We start from the raw sequence: 10734 nt of genomic DNA, 5'->3' as shown, positions 1-10734 counted from the left end.
CCTCAGGGGCAGCTCACCCTAAGCATGTCCGCCAATCCGGCGGTCCAAGAGGAGTTGTTGCATTACCTCGAAGCCGTGCAAGCCGCCTGAGATCCTCAGTCAAGCGACATTTATGCAACGATAGGGTCTACACACCACTAACCAGTGCTTTCAAGTGCTGAGCCTTTTGTTCTGGTAAATGAGATCTGACGTCAAAGAATGCGGCAGGCGAATCACCTCGCTTCTTGCCAAGCACGCAAGCCGCTACCTCGACATTCGCATCCAGAACTGACCATCCAAGGTCGGCAAACGTGCCAATCCGATCGTCTGGTAGTAGGACCGAGCGACGAAACGACTCGTAGCTGCTCTTGACGACTGCCGTCCGGTCAAACAGCGCGCCTGTAACGCCATTCTCGGTATTTAGTTCGCCTCCCCTCGCGACGAACGCGCAAAGCAAATTGTTGTTCCAGTCTGGATACGAGGCGACAAGGCTCGGGTCGCCCGACAGTGATGCCTCACCAAAGGGTGGATTCATCACCACAACGTCAAAGTTCTTCTCTGCCGTCTCAAGTAGGCCTATGCCTTCTGCCACGTCATCAGCAAAGAGGCGGCGCTTGGTGTTGCCGTCCGCGCTCGATGCTGCAGTGAACTTCTCGAGAGCAGATCGAATGCGCGCTTCTGGTTCAGCGAATAGGTCTCCCGTTTGCCCCAGTCCCGGCCGGGAGGTGAGGACATTCTCGACGCGCAGGAGAAGACCTAGGTCGCCTGCCAGCTTCAGGGTCTCAACCAAGTCCGTGAACACTCGACCTAGCTCGGCGTCGCCGAGCTTCCCCAAGAACTCCTTGAGCGTCCCGTCGTCTGTTACGAGGGGCTCGGCCACGACTATGTTCGAGCGGCGAATCAGTGGGCGATCGGCACGGCCAATACCGAAGTCCAGGAAGGCGCGCTGTGCGCGCATCCAGAGCGCGAGCTGCGCGATCTGCGCGCAACGCGGGTCGATGTCGACGCCATGAAGATTGTGGGCAAGGACCAGCGCGGGCAGTGCCCGCCTCAGTGCATGGATGTTCGGGTAGTCGGCCGCAAGTGTCCGGCCAGTCACTTCGCTATTCGGAGCGTGCTCGTCGAAGTACGCCTCTTCGTAGATCGCGATGAGCAGATCGAACGCATAGAGCAAGAAGTGCCCGCTGCCGCACGCAGGGTCGAGGATCCGGAGTTGGCGCGGGTCCTTCTTCGTCCGCGGCCCATACGTCTCATCGGGCCGGCGCACCATGTACTCGCAGCGGTCGACGAGCGCCGTCTGGCCTACACGCATCTCGTACCAGATCCGCCCCAGTGTGTTGTCGGTGAGGTACTGAACGACGTAGCCCGGCGTAAAGAACTGGTTGCGAACGGCCAACTCGCGACCGTTGCGCGGTGCCTGGCTTTCGTCGCGCATCCTCTTGCGCTCGTCGCCCGAGTTGAAGAACTGGTACACCCACCCGATGGTTTCGTCCTCACCCCACACGCCGGACAAGTCCGTTGCGTTCAGCACTTCCAGCAGCGCCTCGAACGTCGCGCGCTTCGGCCAGAGCACCGACGCCGGATCCCGTCGGTCGAAGAGGACCTTTACCTCCGTCGACAGCTCGTCGAACAGGCTCTCGATGAAGAGGCGATAGCCGGCGCTGTCGGGGAGCAGGGCCACGCCGGGCGCCAGGCCGAAGAACTCGCGGTAGCCCGACGACTGCTCGCCCTTGGTGATGCACTCCTGCACCAGCTCGCGCGCCTCGAGCATCTTGAGCGCGACGAAACGGTTGACCGTCGTGAACGCGGCGTCGCGGATGTAGTCGGCGACGGCTTCCGCTCCGCTCATGCCAGCCGCCCGCTTGTGCTCGATCGTGGCGACGATCTTGTCCCGCTGGAAGACCTGCCGCGGGGACAGGTGCGGGCCGGCCTTCGCCGCAACAGTGCCAGCACGCAGCACGTCGAACGTCGCCTCGAGCTGCGAAGCAAAGTCGTCCTCGAGAACCTTCCTCGCCCGCTGGGTCGCGCGTTCGATGGCGTTGCGTGTGTCCTTATCCATCAGGCCAGACTCCGCGATTCGGTTCTAGCCGAGTCGAATCTACGCAATCAGAGGAGACCATAACCCCGTGAAAACACGCCAAAATGCTGTGCGGAGGGGGCAGGAATTGCGTAACAATTGCGTTGCATTACGCAGACTACTCATCGCGGTTAACCTCCAAGACTGCCCCAGGAAACCACCGGGCCGCTGGTCGCGACCGTATATTCGGTCGCGACCGAACAGTTACGGTCGCGGTCATATATTTGGTCCCTGTCCGTATCGGGTCCCCTTGCCTGCGCCTACGCGTTCGAGAGCACCGGTTGCGACAAGCCGCGCGAGCAGGCGCTTAGCTTGCTGCGCACCGATCCGACACAGCTCGATGACGTCCCCGCGACGAACGCTGCCGTGTTCCCGTACAAATCGGCGCACCATCTCTTCCTGCTGGATTGGCTCGAAACCGACCTGCCGCACGTAGCCCGCATCCTGGCCGAGCTTCCGATACACGGACGCACTGAGCGTGTACGTGCGACCACGCGCTTGCCCGTGTGCGCGAAACAGTCCCGCTTCGACCAGGCGCTCCAACACCCCGCGCGCCGCCGCGATCGGTTTCTGTGTCGGCCGCGCGGCTTCGCGATACGCGCGTGGCTCGACCGAAGGAACTAAGACCCGGAACAAGCCGACTTGGACTTCTTGTTCGCGCTTCTTGAGCTCAACGGTCAGAGACTCGCGCTGGGGCACGTCGCTCATTGCACCATCACCTTCTTGCCCGAGCCTATAAGCCGCGCGCATTCCTCGCGGATGCCTTCAAGCGCGGCGTCGAGCTGCTCTTCGGTTTCGATGCCGCCGCCGAAGTAGCTCCCGAGACTCACGCTCACGAGGCGTTCACCTTCGATGAGCCTGTGCACTTCGGCGGTCGCCGCCCTGAGCCGCGACTCGCATGCGTCGCGCTCGGAGCGGAGCTGCGGGATCGGCAAGCGCTCCTTGTCCTTCGACTTTCCGCGCTCCAAGGGCGCGGCGATCCTGCGCTGGCCGTCTTCGTCGATGTCGCCCCAGCCAGGGGTCTTCACGAGACGATCGAAGGCGTTGGTGTATGCGGTGATGCGCGCCTGCAGGGCTTCCTCGTAGCGCTGCTCGTATTCGGACTCGATCGCACCCGTGTGCTGCTCAATCGTCGGCAGCTCGCGGAAGAACGTCTCGCGCGCCAGCAGATCCTCGAGCGCAACGGCCTTGGATCGAAGGGCGTCGGTGAGGTCCGCCTCGTCCCGCAGAAATGGCCACGCGGTGCCGAGCGCCTGCCGCGCCCGGTCGAGATCTCGAAGCCGCGGCTCGGTCAGTGCTTGCTCCAGCTCCGAGGCGCGCTTGATCGCGTCTTTGATCGATCGGTGCGACGCGTTGAACGTGGCGATGGTGTTGTCCTCGGACCCCCGGAGGATCGCCTTCATCTGGCCAAGGGCGCTGTCGAGAACGGTCCCGCCGGGCAGGCGGTTGGCGATGATCTGCCTCAGCGCGCTCGCGACGGTGTCTTCGTGGTGCGCGATCTCCCGACGCAGCTCCGCGACGATCGCCCCAGCGTTGAGCTCACGCACCTCGCTGCCAAACGTGTCGCGAAACCCCTCCGAAGCCTTCACGAGCTCCTCGAACTCGATGCCCCTCTTCGGGCGGAAGGACGACTGGCGGAAGAGGTTGTTGTTCGAGAAGGTGTCCTTGGCCTCGATGCCCGTCGCCGAGTCGATCGTCTGGCCCTTGCTGGTCGCCTCGATCTTTCCGGCGCGCAGCAGGGACAGGACGAGAAGGCGTACAGCCTCGAAGTCCCACCCGAATGGTTCCTTCGCAAACTCATCGGCGAGGAAGCGCCCGCTGGCCGTGTCGCCGTAGTTCGCGCGCTCTTCGATCCGGCTCTGCACCTCTGCGAGCGGTCCGCTCTCCACGCGAAAGACGGTCCTGCCCCTCTCGTCGCGAAGAAGTCCGAGCCCACCGAACACGGCAGGGAGTCCCCGCAGATTCTCCGCCGTGAACAGTGCGTCGACGCCCTTCTTCACATCGTTGGAGCGGGCAGCGGCTTCCTTGAAGCGGTCAAAGACCTCGGGCAACACATGGCCGAGGATTTCGGCCGCGCTCTTGCCGACGTCGACAGCGCGGTCGCCGGGGCTGCGGTCATTGCCGCGGAAGTAGACGCTGCCCGAGAGGCACGCCGCCTTCAGCAGACGCCGAAGCTCGTCCATGTACCGACGCAGGCGAACCTTCTCTTCGCCGATGAGGGCGGTTTCATCGGCGGTCTTTGCTTCGCGCTCCTTGCGCTTAAGCATCTCCGTCGATCGAAACACCTCGACGGTCTCGCGGTCGATGGCATCGTTAAGGGAGACGGCCCAGAACACACTCTTCTTCTCCTGCTGGCTGCGCGGGCGGAGCTCGGAAGCGAGGTCCTGGAATGCCTTGCCTGGATGCCTCCGGCGACGAACCCGACCCGCGACGAGGCACTCTGTCCCCACGATCTCGCCGGCAACGGCCCGCTGCTCGACGATGACCTCCATGCGCTCTTCGCAAATCGCGCACGAGGCGTGCGCATCCTGCTGATCTCGGACAGTTGCCACTCCGGCTCGGTGACCCGCGGCGATGAGAGCGACATCGATCCCGGCATGCCCCGCGCGCGCTTTCTTCCGCCGGCCGTCTGGATGCCCGCGAGCCAGTTGCCACGTAATTTCACTCGGCCCCTGTCCTCTCCGGCGGGTTGGCGCGCACGGGCGGCGATCTGCTCCTCGCCGGGTGCAAAGATACCGAGTATAGCTGGGATACCAGTTTCCAGAACCGGCCCAACGGCGCTTTCACCTACTACGCGCTGAAGACACTCAAGAGCTTGCCCGCCGGGGCCAGCTACGAAAAGTGGTTCGCCGCTATTCGCGATTACCTGCCTTCGACGCGCCTGCCCCAGGCGCCGCAGATCCTGGGTTCACGGGGCGCACGGCGGTTCAAGATATTCGAGTAGCGCGCGCACTGCCTCGCAAGCATCCCTCACTCGATCATCACGATCAACCCCGGAGTCCCCCCATGCCCGACCCCACCGAGAAAAAACCCGTCCTGCTGATCCCGGTCCGTGCCGATGCCGGGGACCTGGCCGACGCCGAGAAACCGCTGCCGGCGGTGCTGCAGGCCGCCAGCCGCGGCGTCGGGGGCGGGCCGGAACCCTTCCTCGCCAACGTCGTGGTGGAGGAGAGCTACACGCTGGCGGCGATCGGTCGCGGTGACGCGCCGGACACGCGTACGATCGAGGACGACCGCAAGCTCTTGGCGCTGGAGGCCGGGGACGGCACCACCATCTTCATGCGCAGCGATCGGCTGCAGGAGGAGCTCGCGCGGCTCTACCCGGAAGCGGTGAAGGACGGGCAGATCGATCTTTCGCGGTTTCGGGACCGCGAGGCCGCCTCGCACGGGCTGGGGGACTGGGTCTGGCAGAAGGTCTCGGTACTGCGTCTCGACCGGGACGCCATCATCGACCTAGCGCTGGCCCAGGCAAAGCAACGCGCGATCGAATGGTTGGGGGAGAAGGCGGCCGAGACGATCGACGCAGAGCTGGGCGCCTCCGCGCTCGGCGCCCAGGCCCTCATGTGGGCCATCGAGTCGCAACTCGCCGGTCAGCCGAGGCTGTATCTCTGGCACGGCGGTGAGCTGGCGGGCTCTGACCGGTGCAGAGCGGACGATCCGCGCCTCACCGAGGCGGTGCAGGCGGGACCGCTGCTCATCTTGATCCACGGCACCGGCTCCCACACCCTCGCCGCCTTCAACGATCTGCGAGCTTCCACGGACTGGGAGTCGCTCACCCGGCAGTTCGGCGAGCGGGTTTTCGGCTTCGAGCACCGCACGTTTTCCGAGAGCCCGATCGATAACGCCCTGTCACTTGCCCACACCCTGCCGGCCGGGGCGAGACTGTCGCTCGTCACGCATTCCCGCGGCGGGCTGGTCGGCGACCTCTTGTGCCTCGGCGCGCTGGATGATGCGGCTATCGATGCCTACCGGCGCGTCGTGCCGGTCGGCAAGGACGAGTCGGAGTGGCAGAGGCGCGTGCGGGAGAAGGTCGCAGCGGAAGAGCAGCGCAAGCTCCGTGAGCTCCGCGGGTTGCTCGACGACAAGCGATTCCAGATCGAACGCTACGTGCGCGTGGCGTGCCCCGCCCGCGGCACCACCCTGCTCTCGGACAACCTCGAAGTGTTTCTCTCGGGCTTGCTGTCGCTTACGGTCAAGTTGGCGGGCGCGCTGACCGGCCCGGCGGGAAGCGCCGTTTCGTCCGCGTTCAAGCGCATCGTCCTCGAGATCGCCGACAAGCGAGTCGACCCGGAGCTTGTGCCCGGTATCGAGGCCATGCTCACCGATGCGCCGATGGGGATGCTGTTGGCGCGTGCACGCCGCGGGCCGCGCGTCGAGATGGCGGTGATCGCGGGCGACATCGAAGGGGGCGAGCCTGCAGAAGCGCATCCCCGTCATGTTTACAGACTGGATGTTCTTCGACAAGGCGGACAACGATCTGGTGGTCGATACCGCCTCCATGTTCGCCGGGCTGGCGCGTCCCCGGGACACCCGCTACCTATACGACCGCGGCGAGTCGGTCCATCACTTGACCTATTTCGATAACCGCGTCACCCGCAGTGCCTTGCGCGATTGGCTCACGGTGGATGCGCCCCGGGATCTGCCTGCATTCAGCCTCTTGGAGGAAGGACGCGAGTCGCAGCCGATCGAGCTGCGCGCGCGTGCCGCCACACGGGGCGTAGTGACACCCGACAGCCGGCCGGTGGTGATCCTGCTGCCCGGCATCATGGCCTCGCATCTGGAAGTGCGCAGCGACGCACAAAAACCCGGTGACGGCGAAAGGGTGTGGTTCGGCCCTCCCAACGTCCTGGGGGGCGGGCTGGATCCGATCCGCCTCGATGCCCCGAAGGTGCGCGAGGCAGCTCTGTTCGAGACGTTCTATGGCGACCTCGCCGAACGCCTGGAAGCAAGCCATACGGTGATCCGTTTCCCCTATGACTGGCGCCGACCGATCCAGGACACCGCGGACAGACTGGCAGAGGTGGTGCGCAAGGCGCTCGAGGAGAACCCGAGCCGCCCGTGCGCCTTTTGGCCCACAGCACCGGCGGGCTGGTGGTGCGCGCCATGATCGCGGGGCGTCCCGAGATCTGGAAGGACGTCATCGCCCGATCCGGGGGACGCTTCGTGATGCTCGGCACGCCCAACAACGGCTCGCACGGGATGGTGGAGACACTGCTCGGCAAGTCCGACGTGGTGCGCAACCTGGCGCGGCAGGGGGTGCTCGACGTCGTCGCCGGATTTCCCGGCGCGCTGCAATTGCTGCCGCGGCCGGGGTTCCAGGACAGCGGTGGCGCCCAGGAGCAAGATTATTTCGTTGCGGCGCTCTGGGAAGGATATCGCGCGAACAACAAGGACCGCTGGTTCGGCGACGGCGTGGTCGGCGTGCCGACACAGGCGATCCTGCAGGCTGCCAAGGCGTAGTGGAACGACGAGGCCCTCGGGACGTTGAGCGCTCTGCGGGTCGAGCTTGTGCGCCACTTCCAGAAGTGCGGCGGCGGAGTGCAGATCATCCCGCGAACCTCGCAGTGTGTAGAAACGTGCCAGCAATTGAAGTTCATGGACCACCGAATCGAATTGCCGTGCATTGCTGGGCACGTCGGCTACCGCGTCGTGGTACGCCTTCGTGAGTGTGTCTGCGGACGCTGCGAGCGTGCGCTCAATCATCCGGATCGCCAGCTCTGCATGCGCCGGCATGACGGCGTCGAAGAAGTCGTAGGATCCGGCGAAACGCTGCCGGGCGCGCTTCGCGGCATATTCGGCCAACTGGATGAATTGATTCTTCGTGTCGGGATCGAAGTCGCCCAAGAGGCCGTTCAGTTGAAGCCAGTTCAGCACCGGGTATGGCTCGAGATCTGCCCCGCTCGCAGAGCCAAATCCCCCTGGTACGCGTTGCGGCTCTGTTCGAGGGCCTCCTTGACGGCTCCCCAGTCGGGAGAAGACGTCCCGGCAAGCACGGCCGCTTTTCGTTTCCACGCGCTACCCAACAAGGACCAGCGCTCGGCGTTGGTCCGACCCTTGGCGCCGAGAGGCGTCTCCGCGGCCGCAGCCTCCGCTTTGGGCGTCGATTCCCGGGTGCAGGAGAGCAGTCCCTCGAGCCTGTCGATGGCTCGCTCGATGAGCCAGAGTCCCTCCGCGCCGCCTTGCTTTTCGCCCGCACGCGCCTCGAGGTTGGCGAGTTGCTCGATCGCCTTTGCACCTCGGGCAGGTCCGCCCATTCCGGCGGTGCCAACCGAAGGCGTTCATTCACCTGCCGCGTGGCCTTTTTGAGATCCCGTATTTCGTCGTGCTGCGCATCGGCCCGTAGCCTCCCGAGGCCTGCGACCAGCTCCCGTGGCGATACCGGCGTGGTTGCGACGGGCTCGGTCCCGTCCCGGCCGGGTTCCAATCTGAAGCTCGGGTCACCATAGGCCTGATAGGCGCCCCAGGTATTGCAGCCGGCGTGGCCGTAGTAGGTCGCCTTGCGTGCCGAGTGCACGGCGGGGCCGAAAGCTTTGCCTTCGCCGACGAAGGCGTTGAAGAACGACTCCGCGAACGTGCGCGCCGCCTGATCGTTCACCTTCCAGCCCGCCGCCACCACGCAGCGCACTCCGATCTCGATCAACTCCCGGGCCACGCTGTAGGCGAGCCGGTTGTAGGCGGGCACCGCATCCACCTTGCCGAGGTGGCAGCAGTTGAGGAACACCAGATCGGGGACTACCTCCATCTGCCCCACCTCGGCGGCGGTGAGCAAAACGCCATCGGAGAGGTACGACGCCGCTGCGTGGGCTGCCGTCGCGGGTGCAGAACTCGAGCTCGCCATGGGCGGCGATCATCAGGATGCGATAGGGATGTTTGAAGAGCTTGGCGATCACATCCAGGGCGGCGGAATCGGACGGCGCGAGCTCGACCTCATATTTCGCGGTGGTGAGGATCTCGCGCACCGCGGTGCCTTCCTGCACGGCACCGGGTAGCCGGGGCAGCGGCAAGCCGCCCGGCCTGCCAAAGTGCTCGCGAAAGCCCTCCGTCGAGGGATCGACGATGATGCAGGCGGTCTTGTTGGTGGTGCTGCGCACCGAGCTGCGGAAGCGGGTGGACACCAGTTGCCGCACCACTGCGGTCTTCAGCACCATCGGCTCGTCGTCCGCCTGCAGCATCTCCCACGGCAGGTTAGCGGTATAGCCGTCCACCAGCAGCACCAGGCGCTCGGTGTCGCGGGCCGCCGCCTTGAAGCCTATCGGGACCATGAGCTGGAACAGGGTACGGGCGAGATCGGGATTGACCTGCTTCACATGGATCGCGTTCTTTACCAGTGCCTCGATCAGCCCCGGCTGGCGCTGGTGCACCACCGCCTCCACCCGCGCCCGCTCGGAGAGAAAGACATACTTCAGCCGCTCGGCCAGCGTGATCTTCGATAGCGGCGGCGATGGGTGCTGTCCGGCGACTGCGGGCGGGTTCCCCTCGGGCGGCGGCCCGGCCTCGCCGTTCCTGTGCCCGGGCTGCTGCCCGGCGCGCCGATATTGCTCCTCCCAGAGCTCGCGCCGTACCTCCTCGGGAATGGGCGACACGCGCCGTATGCAGCCGACCCCGTGTCGGCGGCCCCCGGCGTGACGGGCGAACGGCGGAGTGCCGAGTCGGTCCCCGGTAGTAAGGGCGCGAGACCGGCGGGCGACGCGAAGCCCCCGGCTACCCGGTCGACCGCACCCAGAAAATCGCGGCGCAAGCCGAGCTGAACAGTCAAGAAAAAATGCGGTTTCGCAATAGCAATTTCTCGGTTGGTGCCGATGCTGCGCGGGCCTTAGGAGGGTCGCGATCCTTGCCAGTAGCATATCCACCGATTGCGCGTAGAGCTCCATTCAGAGGAGGACGCTAAGAATATTCTAGTTTAGTTATCATCGTGATGGTTCCAAACCGGTCCGTCGTCCGGAGAGAATCGTCACGCACTCACATCAGGTCCGGCAGTTGCTCGCGGTTCAGCAGCAGCTTGAGTGACCTGGCTTGACCGGGTGTCCTCTCGATGAACCCCAGCCTCTCCAAGCTCAGGACCATCTGATGTACTGCAGGAGGCGATACCTTGAAAAAACTCTGCATATCTGCCTCGGACGGCGAACGCCCGTGGATCTTCGTGTAGTAGTAGATGAACGCGAGGTATTGCCCTTGCTTTACGGTATAGCGTGCTTGCGTCGGGCAGCGTCCTGCCGACGCAATGCCTTGAGGAGCGCCGCGCTTTCTTGCGCCGTCCGCCTCCATGGCTAGGGTCGACCTCCCGCTCGAAGGAGGTATCTGGCCCAGTTCCGGCAACGCTTTTGGATGGACTCATCCATTGCCTCGGCGAAGGCCAGACCTTGGCCTCGCTCCCGCCACTCACGCAGCCGATCGCCAGCGCATTCGAGCGGAATGTCAACAGACCATTCCCTGAATTCCGACTTCGACTCATGCTCGTAGCGGTAGATCCCCAGAATCAGTCCCATGCAATGAGTCATCTCTCCCCCGGGCATACCCAGCTCATGGTACTGCCTCGTCTGTCTTAAAAAGGGCCCTCCTCAGGAAAATCTGTGGGTGAACTTTGGTTCCGGTAGAGCGCCAAGTGCATGATACAAAGCGACTTCCAGCCCATGATAGGTCCGAAAACCGTAAGCCTTTCTGGTAGTGAGTTTGGCCTT

Annotated in this window: 9 protein-coding genes and 1 pseudogene; 4 read left to right on the top strand and 6 right to left on the bottom strand. The window is 64.5% G+C overall.

The annotated features are described in order from the left end of the window. Nucleotides 1-127: 127 nt before the first annotated feature. The 3 genes from M3461_06065 to M3461_06055 form a co-directional block, all read right to left on the bottom strand. A complete protein-coding gene (locus M3461_06065) occupies nucleotides 128-2038 on the bottom strand; it encodes a BREX-1 system adenine-specific DNA-methyltransferase PglX (GenBank protein ID MDQ3773945.1) in 1911 nt (636 codons plus the stop codon). A gap of 234 nt (nucleotides 2039-2272) precedes the next feature. Continuing rightward, nucleotides 2273-2764 (bottom strand): winged helix DNA-binding domain-containing protein, encoded by a 492-nt coding sequence (locus M3461_06060; protein ID MDQ3773944.1) that lies wholly within the window; start codon nucleotides 2762-2764, stop codon nucleotides 2273-2275. Further along, nucleotides 2761-4548, bottom strand: a complete 1788-nt coding sequence (locus M3461_06055) for a hypothetical protein (GenBank protein MDQ3773943.1) — start codon at nucleotides 4546-4548, stop codon at nucleotides 2761-2763. Before M3461_06055 ends, M3461_06060 begins: the two co-directional genes overlap by 4 nt. Here M3461_06055 and M3461_06050 point away from each other — a divergent pair. From M3461_06050 to M3461_06035, 4 genes and pseudogenes are all read left to right on the top strand, one after another. Beyond that, nucleotides 4483-5000, top strand: a pseudogene (locus M3461_06050) (caspase family protein). The gene M3461_06055 and the pseudogene M3461_06050 sit on opposite strands and share 66 nt — an antisense overlap. A 62-nt stretch (nucleotides 5001-5062) precedes the next feature. Then, a complete protein-coding gene (locus M3461_06045; protein ID MDQ3773942.1) occupies nucleotides 5063-6640 on the top strand; it encodes a hypothetical protein in 1578 nt (525 codons plus the stop codon). Continuing rightward, nucleotides 6624-7163 (top strand): hypothetical protein, encoded by a 540-nt coding sequence (locus M3461_06040; GenBank protein MDQ3773941.1) that lies wholly within the window; start codon nucleotides 6624-6626, stop codon nucleotides 7161-7163. The genes M3461_06045 and M3461_06040 overlap by 17 nt, the downstream gene beginning before the upstream one ends. Then, complete coding sequence (locus tag M3461_06035; GenBank protein MDQ3773940.1) at nucleotides 7124-7516, top strand: hypothetical protein; 393 nt, start codon at nucleotides 7124-7126, stop codon at nucleotides 7514-7516. Before M3461_06040 ends, M3461_06035 begins: the two co-directional genes overlap by 40 nt. 407 nt (nucleotides 7517-7923) lie before the next feature. Here the strand turns inward: M3461_06035 and M3461_06030 are convergent, their stop codons facing one another. The 3 genes from M3461_06030 to M3461_06020 all read right to left on the bottom strand — a co-directional run bounded on the left by M3461_06030 (nucleotide 7924) and on the right by M3461_06020 (nucleotide 10279). Further along, nucleotides 7924-8310, bottom strand: a complete 387-nt coding sequence (locus tag M3461_06030) for a hypothetical protein (protein MDQ3773939.1) — start codon at nucleotides 8308-8310, stop codon at nucleotides 7924-7926. A 183-nt stretch (nucleotides 8311-8493) separates the two neighbouring features. Beyond that, nucleotides 8494-9639 (bottom strand): CHAT domain-containing protein, encoded by a 1146-nt coding sequence (locus M3461_06025; protein MDQ3773938.1) that lies wholly within the window; start codon nucleotides 9637-9639, stop codon nucleotides 8494-8496. Nucleotides 9640-10015: 376 nt separating this feature from the next. After that, the gene (locus M3461_06020; protein MDQ3773937.1) at nucleotides 10016-10279 is read right to left on the bottom strand and encodes a MarR family transcriptional regulator; all 264 of its coding nucleotides are present in this window, start codon (nucleotides 10277-10279) and stop codon (nucleotides 10016-10018) included. Nucleotides 10280-10734: the final 455 nt, after the last annotated feature.

Source organism: Pseudomonadota bacterium (genome assembly GCA_030860485.1).
In the GTDB taxonomy this organism is placed as follows: Bacteria; Pseudomonadota; Gammaproteobacteria; order JACCXJ01; family JACCXJ01; genus JACCXJ01.
The sequence above is the reverse complement of the archived record's forward strand: the minus strand, read 5'-3'. Positions and strand labels throughout refer to the sequence as shown.